The sequence below is a fragment of the Amycolatopsis sp. CA-211722 genome, assembly GCF_056828465.1.
The window spans coordinates 6856461-6872841 of the sequence record NZ_CP184752.1; the positions used below are offsets into that span (position 1 = coordinate 6856461).

Here is a 16381-nt window from a genome sequence, read left to right on the forward strand (position 1 = left end):
AACGTGAAGGACCCCTTCACTGCGCTAGACGCAATGAAGGGGTCCTTCACGTACTTTCAGGCGACCCAGGCGGGCGCTACGGGTAGCTCACCAGGTTGCTCGGCCGCGTGTCCGGTGGCGTCACCGCCCCGGCGTCGTTGATCACGTGCGTGATGGTCCCCTTGTAGTTCAACGAAACCGTCACCATGTTGTGGAACCGGACGCCCGAACGGTTCGGCACCTCGAACGCGTGATACAGGTTCACCGACGGGTTGTCGTTGAAGAAGCAGTAGCTGCCCAGGCCCCACGCCTCGTGGGAGGTCACGGTGTCCCCCACCTTGTACGCGGCGTATCCGTTGAGCCCGTTGGGACTCTTCCAGCCGGCCTGATCCGGGACGTCGTACGGGATCTCGTTCTGGAAGAAGATCGTCCTGCCGTTCTGGCCGTTCCAGATCACCTGGTACTTCTGGTAGTGCTCGACGAACAGACCGGTGGCCAGCACGTTGTCGCCGTTGACGACCACGCCGGTGTCACCGGTGTTGATCGTCCAGCCGTAGGTGCCCGCGTTGCCGTGGTCGGCCCGCCACGCCCAGATGTGGTCGATGATCGTGTCACGGCTGTTGACGATCAAGCTGTTCGTCGCCTTCCCGGCGATCTGGCCGCCGATCCGGAAGAACACGTCCTGCAGGGTCGTCGGGTTCGCGGAGTGGTTCGCCGTCGAGCCCGCCTGCCCGACGGTGAGCAGCGCCTGCGAGTTGGTCGTCCCGGCGTCGAACAGGAGCCCCTTGATCCGGACGCCGTCCACGTCGGCGACCTTCATCGCGTCGACACCGTTGTCCGGCACCAGTGTCGGATAGCCGACGCCGAGTACGACGGTGTTCGCCTTGGTCACGTTGAGCGTCTGGTTCAGGTGGTAGACGCCCGGCGTGAAGAACAGGTTGCAGCCCTGCGAGAGCGCGGTGTTGATCGACGCCGCCGTGTCCCCCGCCTTCACCACGTAGAACTGGCTCATCGGCAGCGAGCCTCCCGGGGTGCTGCCGCCGGCCCAGCTCGGCCCGGAAGCGTTGGTGCGCAACGAGGGCAGGAAGACGCGGTACTTGCCGGAGCCGTCGAGGTACAGGTACGGGACGTCGCGCGACACCGGCGTGGTGCCGAGCGTGGTCTCCGGCGGGTTCGGGAAGGTGTTCGCGGGAGCGCCGCTCGTCCCCGAGAAGACCATGTTCCAGACTCCGCCGTCCCAGCTGCCATAGCTGCTGTCCCGGGTGTACCACTGCTGCTGCGAGATCGACGCGGTCTGCCCGGACACCTTGCTGTCGGCGGTGTAGCCACCGCTGGCGAAGCCGTAACTCGCCGGGTAGAGCTGGAGCCCGCCACGGATGTCCATCCGGCGGAACGGCGCGGCCTGCGCGACGGCCCACCGGGTCGATCCGCTACTCGGCACCACGGCCAGGTTCTCCGCCGAGCGCCAGAAGTTCTGCAGCGCGACACCCTTGTCCGACTCGTTGAACGCGTCGACGGTCACGTCGCCGTTGATCACGACGTCGCCGGGGTTCTGCCCGAGCCCCGCGACGGAGGTGTAGTAGCCGACGTTGTCGTGGATGCCGTTGTACACGCCGGGTTTGAACAGGTGCGCGTACCGGCGCTCGGTGAACTGCGCGGTCAGGGTGTCCTTCTGCGCGTTGAAGTCCGCGTCGAGCTTGGCCTGGATCGAGGACGCCGGCATGCCGGGGTCGAAGATCCGCACGTTCGGGCCGAAGTCCGGGACCTCGGCCTGCGCCGGGCAGGTCGCCTGCGTCGATCCGATCGTGTAGCTCGCCGACGCCACCGGGGAGTTCGCCGAACCTGACTTCAGCGCTATCGCGGAGATCGTCGAGGTGGCGGAGACCGTGATCGGGCCGGTGTACACGGTGGACGACGCGGTCGGCGTGGAACCGTCCACTGTGTACCGGATGGTCGCGCCCGCGGTCGCGCTGGACAACGTCACCGAGCGAGCGCTCGGATAGGTGCCCCCCGGTGGATCGAACGTCGGCGAGGCCACGGTCGTACCGCTGCCGCCGTGGGTGTACGTGAAGTGCGGGGTGTCGTACTGCGGCCCGCTCTTCTCGTAGGTGAACCAGTAGTCGAGCACCGTGCCCGCCGACAGCGAGCCGACGGTGTGCCGCCACGTGCCGCCGTTTTCGGTCATGCGGACGTTCTGCTGCCCGACCCCGGGAACGCCCGTGTAGTGGATGTCGACGTACCGCGCCGGCGTCGACGGCGTGAAGGAGAACTGTGCCTGACTCGTGTTCAAGGAGGCGGCACTCTGGCTGTAGTCGGCGGCCGCGGCGGTGGCACCGCCCAGCCCGGCCGCGATCAGGAGGGCGGAAAGGCCGGCGGCGAACAGGCCGCGGACCCCTTTCCGCCGTGGGGACCGCACAAGGATCCGGTTCACGTCGTGACACCTCCGGCGTTGGAAATCCACGGGCGAAGCAATTCGTTGCGCGCCACAACAAAGTAGCCGTCCGTGCGATATGTCCAGATCACGCTTCAGTAACAGTGGTGGTCCAAACCACTTGATGAGCCGGGCAGCTCAAGCCGATTCCGCCGTTCGGCCTCCTCGAACCGGGCGATCGGGCGCCGGTCAGCGGTCGGGGACGACGTAGAGCGTCGACGCTTCCCCGCCGTGCATCGCGCTCAGACTGGTCCGGCAGGCCAGGAGGACCTCGCGGTTCGCGACGGTGTCCGGCGGGACACCGCAGCCGTCGCAGAAGAGCTCGACCGAACCGGGGAACGTCTCGTCGACCCGGACTTCGACCGTGCGATCGCAGCGGCGGCACCAGCGATGCCCGGTGACCACCAGGATGTGCATCGGATCGGAGACGCATTGATGCACCCAGCCGCGATGGACGTAACACGTCGTCCGGAGGTGCGCGCTCAGCCCGTGTTCCTCGGCCACGTCCTCCGCGGCGAGGATCGCGGCGAGCCGCCGGTCGGGGATCTCGCCGTACCGGTCCCGCCGTCGCACCGGCGGGGCCGGGTCGGCCGCCGCGAGCAGTCTGAGATGAGCCCTTGAGGGTGGCTGAGTCCGTAGCACCATGTGGGTCTCGACCTTTCGGCGTCCATCGGAAGTCTTATCAGCTCGCTTCCGGTTTCGCCGGAGTGACACCCGACCGGGCGACACGGACCTGAGAAAGGTTCGTTTGTACGGCCCTTGTATTCACGCTGCCCATGCTGTCCGGACAACCGAATCCGCTCAGGAGGCAGGAATTGTTGACCAAGGTAGCCGTGCTCGCGACAGCGACCGCGCTCTCCTTCGGCGTGGCCGCACCGGCCGGCGCCGAAGTGACCGCGTTGCCCGCCGCCAGCATGGAAGCGGTGCTCAAGGCCGCCCAGATCGACCCGCGCCGGGCCGACAGCGCGCTGACCCCGGGCGCCAAGGACAGCGTGGTACTGGTGGAGCAGGCGCTCGCCGCCAAGGGACTGCTCGCCCAGCAGTACGTCGACGGCCATTTCGGGACGTCGACCATCACGGCGTATTCCAGCTACCAGAAGTCGCTGGGCTACACCGGGATCGACGCCTCCGGCCTGCCGGGCAAGACGTCACTCGAGAAGCTGGGCGAGGGCCGGTACACCGTCACCGCGGTGGTTTCGGCGGGTAGCCGCCTGACCTACCACGGCAAGACGATGAACACGCGGACCAAGGCGATGCTGGTGAAGGCCGAGGGCCTGCTCGGCAGGCAGCTCACCATCACGCAGGGCTCGTACAACCCGGGTGGCGTCGGGGCCTCGGCCGGGACGCACGACGGTGGCGGCGCGCTCGACATCGGCGTCGAGGGCATGTCCTCGACCACGCGGACCGACGTCGCGCGGAAGCTGCGTCAGGTCGGCTTCGCCGCCTGGGTCCGGACGCCGGCACAGGGTTTCGCCTACCACATCCACGCCATCGCACTGTCCGATCCGGACCTCTCGTCGGGTGCGCAGCACCAGGCCGGTGACTACTACCTCGGCTACAACGGCCTCGCCGGCCGCGGTTCCGACGACGGCCCCGCCGTCACGCCGAAGCTGACTTGGGAGGAGTACCAGCGGTCCTGACCCCGCTGGCCGAAGGCCACCTTCGCCGACGTCGATCGTCGCGAAGGTGGCCTTCGGGCTGTCCGGGAACCCCCAGGTAGGCTTCGCGCGACGGCGAAACCAGTGGGAAGGGAACATCGCGTGGAGGCTCAACCGGTCGGTCAGTGGCTCGACGAGCTGGCATCGAAGGCCTCGACGCCCGGTGGCGGCGCGGGTGCCGCGATGAACGCCGCGGTCGGTGCCGCCCTGGTCTCCATGGTGTGCAACCTGACCATCGGCAAGCCGAAGTACGCCGAGCACGAGGCCACCATGACCGAGGCGCTGGCCAAGGCCGAAGACCTCCGTGCGCGCGCTCTCGGCCTCGCCGCCGACGACGCCGCCGCGTTCGACGCCGTGGTCGCCGCGTACAAGCTCCCCAAGGCCACCGACGAGGAGAAGCAGGCGCGCACCGCCGCGATCCAGGCCGCGCTGGTCGGCGCCGCCGAGGTCCCGCTGCGCACGGCCGCCCTCGCCGCCGAGGTCATCGACGTCGCGGCCTCGATCCTCGAAGGCGCGAACACCAATGTCATCTCCGACATCGCGGTCGCGGCTTCGTCCGCCAAGTCCGCGCTCGAATCCGGCGTGGTCAACGTCGAGGTGAACCTCGCGTCCATGGCGGACGAGCAGCTCCGCAAGGAGACGGAGGCCCGCCTCACCGAATACACCCCCGCCGCCGGGCGCGCCGACGCCCTCATCGCCCAGGTCCGCGAAAGGCTCGCCCGATGACCCTGATCGACGGGCGCGCGATCGCCGCCGCCATCACCGCCGAGGTCACCGAGACCGCCGCCAAGCTGCGCGAATCGGGTATCGCCCCGACGCTCGCCGTCCTCGTGCCGACCGACGACGACGCGACCGCCTGGTACGTGCGCTCGATCGAGCGTGCCGCGAAGAAGGTCGGCGTCGACTGCCGCGTGGTCCAGCTCGAGAAGCCGACCGGCGAGGACGTCACCCGCGAGCTCGACAAGCTCTCCGCGGACCCGTCGGTCCACGGCATCATCTGCCAGACCCCGTTGCCCGAAGGGGTCACGCTCGACGACGTCGGCGCGCACATCGACCCGCGCAAGGACGTCGACGGCGCCAACCCGGTCAGCCTCGGCCGGCTCACCGCGGGCCTCCCGACCTACGCGCCCGCCACCGCCGCCGCGGTACTGGAGATCCTGAAGCGCGAGCAGGTCGCCCTGTCCGGTGCCCAGGTCGCCGTCGTGGGCCGCTCGACGATCGTCGGCAAGCCCGCCGCGCTGCTGCTGCTCGGCGAGCACGCGACGGTGACCGTCTGCCACTCCCGCACCAAGGACCTCGCGGCGGTCACCAAGACCGCGGATGTCCTGGTCGTGGCCGTCGGCCGCGCGCACTTCATCGGCGCGGACCACGTCAAGCCCGGCGCCGTGGTGATCGACGTCGGCACCAACCCGACTCCCGAAGGCGGGCTGGTCGGCGACGTCGACCAGGCCGCGGTCGAGGAGATCGCCGGTTCGATCACCCCGGTCCCCGGTGGCGTCGGCCCGGTCACGACTTCGCTGCTGCTGCGGCACACCGTCACCGCCGCGCAGTCCTGATCCAGCGAGAAGGCGGCGGGTCCACTGAGGACCCGCCGCCTTTCGTTTGCCTGTGATCAGGCACCGCACTCGCGTGCTTGAAGGCGTATCTCGCGTGATCAGAGGCGGCACACGAAGTTACGCCTCCAATCACGTGAGTTACGCCTCCAATCACGTGAGTTACGCCTCCAATCACGTGAGTTACGCCTTCAAGCACGCGAGTTACGTCCCGATCACCGTCTCCACCACCTTCCGCACCTGAGCCGCCTCCGGCGCCGGCCCGGTGCGGTCGGCGTAGAGCAGATGCGCGGCACCGATGAGCGTCGCCGCGAGGGTCTCGACGTCGGCGTCCGCCGCGACCCGGCGCTTCGCCCGTTCCGCGTCGAGGTAACCACCGATCATCACGGCGGCCTGGGTCAGCACCGGAACCCCGGCAGGCCACTCACGGCGCAACCGGGCGCGCAGCTCGTCGCGGAAGATCACGAGCGGGACGATCGCGACCGCCACCGACTCGAACACCGCGGTGAGCGCAGAGGTGAGGTTGTCCACCACCGTTCCGGTACCGACGGCCTCCCGCAGACCCTTCTCGTCCAGCTTCTCGATCCGGTCCAGCACGAACTCGGCCAGGAATCCGTCGAAGTCGTCGAAATGCCGATGGAGCACGCCTTTCGCGCAGTCCGCCTCAGTGGTCACGGCGCGGCTGGTGAGCCCGCTCGGCCCGTCCCGTAGCAGGACACGCTCCGCCGCGTCGAACAAGTGCGCGCGAACGGCGCGCAGGGCCACCCCGGTCGGCATACGGCTCCTTTTCGTTGACGAGTGGGCAAGTGCCCACTTAAGTGGGCGCATGCCCACTCTACCGTCGGGGCACCAGCCTCACCGCTATCGGCGGGCCGCGGACTCGTTCGGCGCGGACGTCGAACGCTACGACCGGACCCGGCCCGCCTATCCCCCGGAACTCATCGGTCACCTCATCGCCGCCGCCCCCGGCCGCGATGTCCTCGACGTGGGCGCCGGCACCGGAATCGAAGCGCGCCAGTTCCAGACCGCGGGTTGTCGCGTGCTGGGCGTCGAGCCGGATTCGCGGATGGCCGAGTTCGCCCGCCGGAGCGGCCTCGACGTGGAGGTCGCGAAATTCGAGGAATGGGAGCCCGCCGGACGCCGGTTCGATCTGCTCGTCTCCGGGCAGGCCTGGCACTGGGTCGACCCGGTGGCGGGCGCGGCGAAAGCCGCCGAGGTGCTACGGCCCGCCGGCGCCTTCGCCGCGTTCTGGCACGTACCCGAACCGCCGGAAGAGATCGCGAACGCTTTGGCGGACGCTTACCGGCGGCTCGTGCCGGATTCCCCGATCGATCTCGGCAGCGTGCCGAAACACCCCTCTGACCCGTACGGGCCACTCATCGTGAAGGTCGCCGACGGCTTGCGCGAAGCAGGCGCGTTCGGCGAGCCGGAACGAAGCCGCCACGACTGGGACCGCGTCTATTCCCGGGACGAATGGCTGGACCAGCTTCCGACGTTCGGCTCGCTGACTTGGGTCGAATCCGCAGTGCGACAAGAGATCCTCGCTGAAGTCGGCGCGGCGATCGACAGGGTGGGCGGCCGGTTCACGGTTCGCTACGCCACCGTCGCGATCACCGCGGTCCGGGACTGACCCGCCGGTGGCGGGAGCCGCGCCGCTCCCGCCACCGGCGCACGTCAAGGTGTCACCGGGATGTTGGTCAGCCCGTTCACCGCCCCCGACACGGTGTTGGACGCGTGGACGACGTTGGGCCGTTCCGAACACTTCGACGTCGACGTGATCTTGATGGCGTACTGGCCGACCCCGCCGAGATCGGACTTGTTGTCCCGCCACACGTTCCCGCAACCGTTCGGGAACGACGGCGTGGTGGCGGGATTGTGCGTCTCGTAGCCGTTCGCGAACGTCCCCGGCGAAGCGAAGGTGCCGGTGTTGCCCTCGATCACGTACCCGGCTCCCTTGACGTCGACCCAGGAATCGGCCGAGTTCTGCCCGGAAACCCCCTGGCCGTCGAAGGTGTTGCCCCGGATCACACCGTCCACGGTGCCCTCCTTGACATCGATCCCCTCAGCGGCGACGTACGGTCCGATGTGGTTGTCGAGCACCTGGATCCGGTCGCTGCGGTCGACCCCGCCGGAGTTCCCGTGGCAGGCCCAGTTGGAGTTCGCCGAGCCGAGGTAGACGCCCTCGCCGTACCCCGCCTGCACGAGACCGGTGTGGCTGATCGTCGAATCGCGGATGACGCTGTCCGCCGAGGAACGGCGGAAATGCACGGCCTCCTCGTCGATCCGGTGCACCCGCACCCCCTCGATCACCGTGTGGTGCGAGTCGTCCGCGACGATGCCCTTCTTCGATTCCTGCACGGTGAAGCCCTTGAGGTGCCAGTGCGGCGCACCGTAGAGCCAGAATCCGTACCCGGAATCCCAGCCCGCCGCCGGCGCCGGGCAGGAAGGCGCTTCACCCGACGGGCCGTCGTTGATCAGGACCGCCGTCGCCGGTCCGGTCACCGTGATCGGCGCGCCCGCGGTGCCGGGTTTCGTGGCCACGAACGAACCCCGATAGGTTCCGGCGGCCAGCCGGATGGTCTGGCCGGGGCTCGCGGCGGCCAGCGCGGCCTGTAGTTCCGCCGCCGTGCTCACGTCGATCACGTCTCCCGCGGGAACGCTGGTGGTCGTGGTCGGCGGTTTGCTCGTGGTGGCGGGCGGGGTCGTCGTGGTGCTCGGCGCCCCTCCCCCGCACGGGCTGCCGTTGACCGTGCAGCCGGTCGGCAGGCCAAGCCCTTTGGTGTTGAAACCGAACGACGCGGTGCCGCCGGGTTTGATCGTGCCGTTGAAGCCGGCGTTGGTGACCTTGTAGTGCTGGCCGGTCCTGGTGAGCACCGAACTCCACGACGTCGTGATCGTGGTGCCCTCGGGCAGATCGAACTCGATCGTCCACTGTGCACTGTTCGCGTCGCCCGCGTTGGTGAGTGTGTACTTGCCGCCGTATCCGCTGTCCCACGCCGAACTCTGCGCGAACACCGCGGTCAGGCTGGGCGCGGCGGCTTCGGCGGTGACGACGGCGCCGAGCAGGCCCGCCGCCGACGCCGTGGCCGCGATCGCGGCGAGCAGTCGTTTCCTCGTCATTCCGTGCCTCCGCATTTCGTTCCGGCGATCGTGCAGGCGATCGGAAGCCCCTGGCCGGCGGCGTTGAAGCCGAACGTCGCCGTGCCGCCGGGTTTGACGCCGCCGTTGTGGGCCGCGTTCCCGAACCGGTAGTGCTGCCCGGTCCTGGTCAGCGCCGAACTCCACGAACCGGTGATCATCGTCCCGGCGGGCAGATCGAACTCGACCGCCCACGACCCGACAGCGGCCGAACAGGTGTTGCTGATCGTGAAGGCGCCTCCGTAGCCGCTGTCCCAGACCGACTTACGGGTGAACGTCGCGTTCAGGCACGCGCTCGGGGTCTGGGTCGTCGTCGAGGTGGCCGGGCTCTGGCTCGTCGGCGAAGACGGCGGGGTGCCGTCGACGGACTTCAGGAACAGCGACGACGCCGCGTCGGTCTTGGTCGCGTCGACGCCGTGACCTCCGGTGTAGTCGCGTTGCTCGTTCTTCGCCCAGTCGGCGATCGGTGTGCCGCCGACGTCGAGGTGCTTGTACGCGGCACCGTCCCAGCCGAAGGAATAGACGCGATGCCGGTCGGCGTAGAAGTCGTCGTACGGGCCGTTGTCCGCGAGCTGTTTGGTCATGGCGTTGTTGAAGAACACGTTGCGGTAGCCGGAAGCGCCCGACCACTTGACCGCCTTCTTGCCCGCGCCCCACCAGATCGGGAACCAGTTCGAGTCGTCGGGACCGCCGCCGCCCTCCTCACCGCAGTTGGCCCGGCAGTTCCCGGAGCGGTGCGCGTACGGGACCTTGACAGTGTTGAGTTCGAACAGGTTGTTGCGTTCCCAGCCTCCGTGCAGGTTGAGGTCCGAGTCGAACGAGTTGCCGATCACCACGTTGCCCGCGGCGGACCACTGGAAGGTGAAATGCCGCAGCAGGGTCGAGGTGTTGCCGGCGTAGAGCGAATCCCAGACCCGGGAGCCGCGGAAGTAGCCGTTGCCGCCCTTGCCCTTGTTCCACGAGCCGTTGAGTTCGTTGTCGACGATCTGGAGGTTCTTGGCCTCCTCCGTGACGATCGGATGTGATCCGGTCATGTCCGCGCGAACGCCGCGGACCCAGGAGTTCGCGGCCCATTTGAAGACGATTCCGTGCATCTCCGCGGCCGGCGCCATGTTCCCGTAGTTGTGGTTCGCCTCGGCCGGGTTCAGCCCCGGCATGGCCTGGGTGAAGCCGAGGTTCTCGAATCCGACACCCAGCACCGGATCGACCAGCGGCGCCGCCTTCGAGTCGTAGGTGGCGCCGTCGATCGGGGCCGAACCGTCCGAAGTGGAGTTAACCGGGACGTCGTACTCGAGCGGTTTGTCCAGGGTGATCGTGCGCGCGGACGTGTCGAGCGCCGCGATCGTGAAGATCTGCTGGCGCATGTGCATGTTCAGCAACGGGAACGAGGTCGGCGTCGCCTGCTGCCGCTCGTAGAACTTCAGCGAGTTGGCCGCCCTGATGTTGACCAGGTTCCCGGCGGCGAGCGCGGTCAGGGCGCCGCTGCTCGCCAAGTGGACGACCTTGTCCCCCGTCCGCGCGGCGAACGCGGTGTCGCCCGGCTTGCCCCGCAGCTTCACCCCGGCCTTCCAATGGACGTTGATCGTTCCCTCGAAGATGTCCTTGCGGTTCGCGGGCGCCGAGGCGTGATCGCCCGAGTAGGACGTGTGCACTCCCCGGGACTGGACACGGAACAGCCCGCGCCCGGGCCACAGCCAGCCGCCCTTGCCCGCACCCGAGGTCATCCCGTCCTCGTCCCAGTCGGAACCGTCCGGGGTGAGGGTGTCGTAGCGGGTGTTCGCGTCGGGTTCGTAGACGAATTTCGTGGCGTCCTTGCCCGCACCGCGCAGGATCAGGTAGTCGGCGTCGACGTGGATCTCGTGGGTGACGTCGAACCGGCCGGCCGGGAAGGTGATCGTGCTGAGCTTGGTGTAGTTCCCGGACGGCGAACACGCGCTCTTGATCCCGTCGATCGCCGCCTGGATCCCGTTCGTGTCGTCGGCGCCGTCGTCGGGCTTGACGTTGTACTGGGCCCCCAGCTCGGCCGCGGTGACCTGGCAGGTGGCGTTCGGATTCACCTCTCCGGAGCCGGGCAGCGCGGTGCCCCCGCGATACCCGGCCTTGGACCAGTCGTAGAGCCCCGGGACCGGCGCGCGGCGGTTGGCCGCTCCGAGATCGAGGCCGGTCAGCGCGCCGGGGGCCGGAGCCGCGTCCGCCACCTGGGGCGGAACCTGCAGGAGTGCGACGGTGGTGACCACGGCGGCGATCGCCGGGAGGACGGCACGACGAAGAGGACTTTTTCGGGACACCCGAAACCTCCGTGACGGACGGACGGAAGGTGTTGCGGCGTGTACACCCGGACCCCGTCTTTATAGTTCACGTCCCTGTCGCCCGTCAACGGATGTGAATCACGTCCACATATGTGAACGACGAGTCAGTGGTCTCCAGAGCGGAAGCGGTCGAGCACGCGGCGCTCCCGTTTCGTCGGACGTCCCGCGCCCCGCTCCCGCCGCGCCACCGGGATCGCGGCCTCGGGCGGCGGCGCCGGCGTCCGGTCGATGAAACAGGTCGCGGCATCGGCGGCGCCGACCCGCTTCTGGATCACGCGCGTCACTTCCAAGATCCGCGTCGTGTCGTGCACCCGCGCGCGCACCTCGTCACCCGCCACGACCGTGGTCGCGGGTTTGGCCGGTTTGCCGTTCACGCGGACATGGCCGCCACGGCACGCCGCCGCGGCGTCCGGGCGCGTCTTGGTCAGCCGGACGGCCCACAGCCAACGATCAACTCGAGTGGACTCCACAACGCTACATAGTGGCCCATGCGTCTTCTTTATTGCCACCCGGCATAGCCGAAGGTATAACTTGTTCTAAATCCCTCAACGGTGAGGAAGATCACGTGAGCGACGAAACCATGTGGAGAAGCGCTTCCGGACAGTTATCCCGCCGCCTCTTTATTGCAGGAACTGGTTCTATCTTGGGGGCGGCCACCCTCGGCGGGACCGCTTCCGCGAAGAGTTCGATCGCCGACGCCGCCCGAATCCCGGCCCTCGTCGTCGGTTCCGGATACGGCGGCTGTGTCGCGGCGCTCCGGCTCGCCGAAGCCGGCGTCGACGTCCATCTCGTCGAACTCGGCATGGCCTGGGACACCCCGGGCACGGACGGCAAGATCTTCGCCAACACCACCAAACCCGACTACCGCTCCTTCTGGCTGAGGACGCGGACCAAGCAGCCGTTGAGCAACTTCCTCGGCTTCCCGCTGGACAAGGACGTCCCGCGCCACACCGGGATCCTCGACGCCGAGGAGTTCGGCGGCATCACCGTCTACCAGGGCCGCGGCGTCGGCGGCGGATCGCTGGTCAACGGCGGTATGGCCGTCACACCGAAACGCGAGAACTTCGGCTCCGTCCTTCCGACGGTGAACGCCGACGAGATGTACGGCGTCTACTACCCGCGCGCCAACGCGGGGCTCGGTGTCGCCACCATCGACCCGGACTGGTTCGAGACCGCCGAGTGCTACCAGTACGCGCGGGTCGGCCGGAAGCACGCGCAGCGCTCCGGTTTCCCGTTCTTGTTCGTCCCGGACGTGTACGACTGGGACTACATGAAGAAGGAGCAGGCGGGCACGGTCCCGAGGTCCGCGCTGGCCGGAGAGATCCTTTACGGCAACAACGCCGGCAAGAAGTCGTTGCAGCAGACCTATCTCCCGCGGATCAAGGCGACCGGACGAGTGACGATCTCGGCGCTGCACCGCGTCACGTCGGTGACGCCCGCGTCCGGCGGCGGGTACACCGTGGTCATGGAGCAGCTCGACACCGGCGGCACCGTGACGGCGACGAAGTCCGTCACCGCGGACAAGGTGTTCTTCGCCGCGGGCAGCGTCGGCACGAGCAAGCTGCTGGTCAAGCTCAAGGCCACCGGCGCACTGCCGAACCTCAGCGGCGAGGTCGGAAAAGGCTGGGGCGACAACGGGAACGTCATGTGCGGCCGGGCGAACCACATGTGGGACGCCACCGGCGCGTTGCAGTCGTCCATCCCCACGGCGGGTATCGACAACTGGGCGGCGGGCGGCGCGTTCGCCGAGGTCGCACCCCTCCCGACCGGTATCGAGACCTACGCCTCGTTCTACCTGTCGATCACCAAGAACCCCAACCGCGCGACGTTCTCCTGGAACCCGAGCGCGAACAAGGTCGACCTGAACTGGCAGACCGCGTGGAAGCAGCCGTCGATCGCGATGGCGAAGACGATCTTCGACAAGATCAATTCCAAGGAAGGCACGATCTACCGGACCGACCTCTTCGGTGCCTACAAGATCTGGGGCGACCATCTCACCTATCACCCGCTCGGCGGTGCGGTGCTCGGCAAGGCGACCGACGATTACGGCAGGCTCCACGGATATCCGGGGCTTTACGTCATCGACGGCGCGCTGATCCCGGGGAACACCTCGGTGAATCCGTTCGTCACCATTACCGCACTGGCGGAAAGGAACATCGAAAAGATCGTCGCCACCGATCTGTGACGACGATCCATAATAGGCCGGGGTCGCCACCCCGGCCTATTCTCATATCTTCGGAATAACGCAGACGGTGTCGATCCCCAGAACGTGGTTCAGCCGCCCGAAGGCGAGCCAGGAGCCGATACTCATGCTCAACTCGACGATTTCCTTCTGGCTGTAGTGCTCGGCCATCCGCTTCCAGAATTCGTCGTCGATGCCGTGGTGGTCGAGCGCGTAACGTTCGGCGTACTCGGCGGCCAGCCGGGTCCGCTCGTCGAAAGCGTCCGTGGTGCGCCACTCGGTCACCGCGTCGGCGAACTCCTCCTCGACCTTCACCCCATCACGCTCGGTCCGCCAGTCGAGGCAGAAGACGCAGCCGTTGATCTGTGCGATCCGCAACCGGGCCGCTTCGAACTCACGGAGCCCCAGTGTGGTGTGCGAGTACACCGCGAGCGAGAGTTTCGAGGCCGCGACGCCGATACCGGGCACCATCTCGCCCCACACGTAGCCGATCGGGTCCTTGCCCTCCGGAATGTCGATGTTCATCGCGCGCTCCTTCCGAGCTTGCCGGTCGCCGGACGCAGGGGGACGTCGAGTGCGTCGTAAAGGCCCGGTTCGGCGTCCACGAGCCAGTCGATGGCGCCGACCAGCCTGCCGACAGCGGTGGCGTTGCCTCCGGCGGACCGGTTCTCGCCCTCGTCGGTGGCCTCGACCGACACTTCGATCCTGGGACGGCCCTCGATGATCACCTTGTGCGCCCCGTCGCCGCTGGGCGGCGTCGGCCAGTCCGGCGCGCACGACGAGTGGATCCGGGTGACGTGCTCGATGACGATCCGCGGCTCGCCGTCCACGATCCCCTGCACTTCGAAGCGGACCGCGCCCTGGGTGCCCGCTTCGAACTCGCCCATCGCCCGCGTCGTCACGGTCTCCTCCAGAGCACGACGATCGAGCGTCTCCCGGATCTCGTCCAGGTCGACGCCGAGTCCACGGGCGATCAGCCGCACCTGCCCGCCCCACACCATCGTGGGCACCGACGGGGCCAGCATCGGCGGCTCGTAGTCCATCGGCTGCCCCATCCCGACCAGGTAGCGGACGGAGTCCGGCTGGTCGTAGGTGGAGTAGTCGAAGATCTCCTGGCAGCGGACGACGTCCACGGTGGTGCCGAGCCCGCTGATCAGCAACGGCAGGATGTCGTTGCCCCACCCCGGATCCACCCCGGAGACGAACAGCGACCCGCCACCCTCCGCGATCGCCGCGAGCACCGGCTCGCGCAGCTCTTCGGGCGCGTTCCGCTGGTCGTACAACGCGTAGAGCGCGGGCGTCACCACCACCGCCCCCGCCCGGATGGCACGGACGATGTCGGCCAGCGCGTCGGCGGGCCGGATGTCGCCGGACGCCGCGTACACCACCGCTCGCGGACCCGCCGCCAGAACCGCTTCGACGTCATCGGTCGCCGACACACCCAGTTCGCCGTCGATTCCCGCGAGCGTGGCCGCGTCGCGGCCGACCTTCGCGGAATCGTGCACGAGCACACCGGCGAGTTCCAGCGCCGGATGCGCGTCGACGGCCCGGATGGAGGCACGGCCGATGTTGCCTGTACCCCAGACAACAGTGGGAATCATGAAGTCGAGATTATCCGAATCCCCGTACCGAAACAATCACGAAAACCGCAGGTCAGAGCGCATTACTCGGGTTCATTCCGGCGGGCAACGAAAGCGTTCCGGCACGCGGAACGGACACCGTTTTCCCCGGCGGCCGGCAATCGGGTTGAGGGGTGACGGCCCCCGTGTGTACTGTGCGTTCCCGTGACGAGCCCCGAGGCGAACAGAATCCCGCCGCCGGTCATCCGGCGGCGAGTCGTCGTGCCCGGCCGTTAGGCGCCGGCTTTCTCGCTTCCCGGTGACCGGAGCGCTGTTCCGTGCGTCCGGCCGGGTTCTCCCCTGTCCAGCGCACGGCTCCTCCTGCTCACTTCTCATCCGGGAGTCGTCCGTTGCCTCTGTTCGTCTATGTCCTCGGCCTTGCCGTCTTCGCGCAAGGCACCTCCGAATTCATGGCCTCCGGTCTCGTACCGGGGATCGCCGGTGACCTGTCCGTCCCGGTGGGCGCGGCCGCCGCGCTGACGTCGGCCTACGCCGTCGGAATGATCGTCGGCGCGCCCGCCATGGCCGTCCTCAGCGCGCGCTGGCCCCGCCGCCGGGCGCTGGCCGGTTTCCTGACCGCTTTCGTCGTGGTGCACGTCATCGGCGCCGTGACGACGAGTTTCCCGCTGCTGTTCGGCACCCGGATCGTCGCGGCGATCGTCAACGCCGGATTCCTCGCCGTGGCCATGCCGGTGGCGATCTCCCTGGCACCGGCGGGAAAGCAGGCGCGGGCGACCTCGGTCCTGTTGGCGGGTATCACGCTGTCGTGTGTCGCAGGCGTACCGGCGGGCGCCGTGCTGGGTGACCTCGCGGGCTGGCGTTCGGTGTTCTGGGCCGTCGCCGCGTTGTGCCTGCCCGCGCTGCTGCTGGTACTCCGTTCCGCGCCCGCCGGCGCTGTGGATCGGACCGAAGTCTCGATCCGGCGGGAAGCCCGTGAGCTGAAAGCGTCTCCCCTGCGGCAGGCGATGCTCCTCGGCGCGTTGGTGAACGGCGCCACCTTCGCGACGTTCGCCTTCCTCGCGGTCATCGCGACGGATGTCGCCCACCTTCCCTCCGGAGCGGTTCCGGGCCTGCTGGCGGCATTCGGCGTCGGCGCGTTCCTCGGTGTCACCGTGGCGGGCCGCACGGGAAACGGTGAGCTCCGGCGCGGCCTGGTGATCGGGTTGTGCGCCCTGCCGGCGGGCTGGGCGGTGCTGGCGATGGCCGGCACACATCCGACCGCCCTGTTCGCGGTGACGGCTGTCCAAGGTGGACTGTCGTTCGGCTGCGGTTCGGCGCTGGTGGCCCGGGTCATGCACGTGGCCCCGGGTGCCCCGACACTCGGTGGCTCGTTCGCGACGGTCGCACTGAACGCGGGCGCGTTCCTGGGCCCGGTGCTCGCCGGATTCGTCACGGAGTCGACCGGCGACCACCGTCACGCCATCTGGATCAGCGCGGCGCTCACCCTCGTCGCCCTTCCGCTTCTCCTGCGGCAGAGGACGAAGGTGCACTCCTGAACACGAAGGCTGGGTA

General features: G+C 68.4%; 14 protein-coding genes. 6 read left to right on the plus strand and 8 right to left on the minus strand.

The genetic code is table 11. The features are described 5' to 3' along the window. Positions 1–76: 76 nt before the first annotated feature. Together ACOCEP_RS32310 and ACOCEP_RS32315 are read right to left on the minus strand one after the other, a co-directional pair. Positions 77–2410, minus strand: coding sequence for a chitobiase/beta-hexosaminidase C-terminal domain-containing protein (locus ACOCEP_RS32310; protein WP_482332972.1), 2334 nt, complete (start codon positions 2408–2410; stop codon positions 77–79). 189 nt (positions 2411–2599) lie between these two features. Further along, positions 2600–3055 (minus strand): hypothetical protein, encoded by a 456-nt coding sequence (locus ACOCEP_RS32315; protein ID WP_482332973.1) that lies wholly within the window; start codon positions 3053–3055, stop codon positions 2600–2602. Between the two features lie 170 nt (positions 3056–3225). On the opposite strand from ACOCEP_RS32315, the gene ACOCEP_RS32320 reads away from it, so the two are divergent. The 3 genes from ACOCEP_RS32320 to ACOCEP_RS32330 all read left to right on the plus strand — a co-directional run bounded on the left by ACOCEP_RS32320 (position 3226) and on the right by ACOCEP_RS32330 (position 5624). After that, positions 3226–4050, plus strand: coding sequence for a peptidoglycan-binding protein (locus ACOCEP_RS32320; RefSeq protein WP_482332974.1), 825 nt, complete (start codon positions 3226–3228; stop codon positions 4048–4050). Positions 4051–4170: 120 nt separating this feature from the next. Next, positions 4171–4794, plus strand: a complete 624-nt coding sequence (locus ACOCEP_RS32325; protein WP_126735132.1) for a cyclodeaminase/cyclohydrolase family protein — start codon at positions 4171–4173, stop codon at positions 4792–4794. Continuing rightward, positions 4791–5624: a bifunctional 5,10-methylenetetrahydrofolate dehydrogenase/5,10-methenyltetrahydrofolate cyclohydrolase gene (locus ACOCEP_RS32330; protein ID WP_482332975.1), complete on the plus strand. Its 834-nt coding sequence runs from the start codon at positions 4791–4793 to the stop codon at positions 5622–5624. The genes ACOCEP_RS32325 and ACOCEP_RS32330 overlap by 4 nt, the downstream gene beginning before the upstream one ends. A 201-nt stretch (positions 5625–5825) precedes the next feature. On the opposite strand, the gene ACOCEP_RS32335 is transcribed toward ACOCEP_RS32330, so the two are convergent. Beyond that, positions 5826–6398: a TetR/AcrR family transcriptional regulator gene (locus ACOCEP_RS32335; protein ID WP_482332976.1), complete on the minus strand. Its 573-nt coding sequence runs from the start codon at positions 6396–6398 to the stop codon at positions 5826–5828. A gap of 49 nt (positions 6399–6447) precedes the next feature. Here ACOCEP_RS32335 and ACOCEP_RS32340 point away from each other — a divergent pair, with 49 nt between their 5' ends. Next, entirely contained in the window at positions 6448–7251 is an 804-nt protein-coding gene (locus tag ACOCEP_RS32340) for a class I SAM-dependent methyltransferase (RefSeq protein ID WP_482332977.1), read from the plus strand. A 44-nt stretch (positions 7252–7295) separates the two neighbouring features. Here the strand turns inward: ACOCEP_RS32340 and ACOCEP_RS32345 are convergent, their stop codons facing one another. The 3 genes from ACOCEP_RS32345 to ACOCEP_RS32355 all read right to left on the minus strand — a co-directional run bounded on the left by ACOCEP_RS32345 (position 7296) and on the right by ACOCEP_RS32355 (position 11538). Continuing rightward, positions 7296–8741: a cellulose binding domain-containing protein gene (locus ACOCEP_RS32345; RefSeq protein ID WP_482332978.1), complete on the minus strand. Its 1446-nt coding sequence runs from the start codon at positions 8739–8741 to the stop codon at positions 7296–7298. Then, a complete protein-coding gene (locus ACOCEP_RS32350; protein ID WP_482332979.1) occupies positions 8738–11047 on the minus strand; it encodes a cellulose binding domain-containing protein in 2310 nt (769 codons plus the stop codon). The genes ACOCEP_RS32345 and ACOCEP_RS32350 overlap by 4 nt, the downstream gene beginning before the upstream one ends. Before the next feature lie 125 nt (positions 11048–11172). After that, the gene (locus tag ACOCEP_RS32355) at positions 11173–11538 is read right to left on the minus strand and encodes an RNA-binding S4 domain-containing protein (protein ID WP_482332980.1); all 366 of its coding nucleotides are present in this window, start codon (positions 11536–11538) and stop codon (positions 11173–11175) included. A 173-nt stretch (positions 11539–11711) separates the two neighbouring features. Between ACOCEP_RS32355 and ACOCEP_RS32360 the strand changes: the two genes are divergently transcribed. Beyond that, positions 11712–13253: a GMC oxidoreductase gene (locus tag ACOCEP_RS32360; RefSeq protein WP_482332982.1), complete on the plus strand. Its 1542-nt coding sequence runs from the start codon at positions 11712–11714 to the stop codon at positions 13251–13253. 42 nt (positions 13254–13295) lie between these two features. Here the strand turns inward: ACOCEP_RS32360 and ACOCEP_RS32365 are convergent, their stop codons facing one another. Both ACOCEP_RS32365 and ACOCEP_RS32370 read right to left on the minus strand, forming a co-directional pair. Then, on the minus strand, positions 13296–13775 hold the full coding sequence (locus ACOCEP_RS32365) for a carboxymuconolactone decarboxylase family protein (RefSeq protein ID WP_482332983.1): 480 nt from the start codon (positions 13773–13775) through the stop codon (positions 13296–13298). Beyond that, the gene (locus tag ACOCEP_RS32370; protein ID WP_482332985.1) at positions 13772–14851 is read right to left on the minus strand and encodes an NAD(P)H-dependent amine dehydrogenase family protein; all 1080 of its coding nucleotides are present in this window, start codon (positions 14849–14851) and stop codon (positions 13772–13774) included. The genes ACOCEP_RS32365 and ACOCEP_RS32370 overlap by 4 nt, the downstream gene beginning before the upstream one ends. Before the next feature lie 368 nt (positions 14852–15219). On the opposite strand from ACOCEP_RS32370, the gene ACOCEP_RS32375 reads away from it, so the two are divergent. After that, entirely contained in the window at positions 15220–16365 is a 1146-nt protein-coding gene (locus ACOCEP_RS32375; protein ID WP_482332987.1) for a Cmx/CmrA family chloramphenicol efflux MFS transporter, read from the plus strand. Positions 16366–16381: the final 16 nt, after the last annotated feature.